Origin of the sequence: Paenibacillus sp. OSY-SE (assembly GCF_000283315.1) — a bacterium.
Lineage (GTDB): Bacteria > Bacillota > Bacilli > Paenibacillales > Paenibacillaceae > Paenibacillus_B > Paenibacillus_B profundus.
Genome location: NZ_ALKF01000020.1, coordinates 1 through 573 on the forward strand (window position 1 = coordinate 1; position 573 = coordinate 573).

The window sequence follows — 573 nt, forward strand, 5'->3', positions numbered from 1 at the left end:
GGCAAGCCATTCATTTTTCTTTGAACGATGACGGACAAACACTACCTGGACTGGAATGCCCGGAACCAGCTCCGTTCGTATCGAACGAAGGATGTTACGGTTTCTCCCTTCCACCCGTAGTGCAGCAGCATATAGCTTCTGTAAGGGAAAGCCGATTTTCGTTTACGACATATCGTTTGTTGTCGTTTTTGACCATACCAATGACATGCAACCCACGTTACACGAGTTGCCCGATAAGCGGTGCATGAGTAAACCAACTATCCATCAGCGCATAATAGGAAGCAACACCTGCGACTATGGCGCGATCGACCATCGCTGTAATGACTTGCGGGGCCGAAAGCAAGGCTTCTTGACGGCGTTTGTAACCGGACGTGCGTTTATCGATTCCATTTAGGATCCCGTTAATCTGGGACTTCGTTGAGCTGAGTAAGGCGAAATCCACCGGAATGAACGAATGCCCGTCCAACCAACCCATCGTTAGCATATGGAATCCTCTGTAAAAGGCCCCTGTGGCATGGTCCTTGAACCGAGCCAACAACTCGACGGATTTACTGCGATTGCGTTCAAACATGG

The 573-nt window shown here is 49.6% G+C and carries 1 pseudogene; it reads right to left on the reverse strand.

Annotated features, from left to right (window positions below):
* Positions 1-573, reverse strand: a pseudogene (locus A372_RS32550) (transposase); the annotation flags it as partial.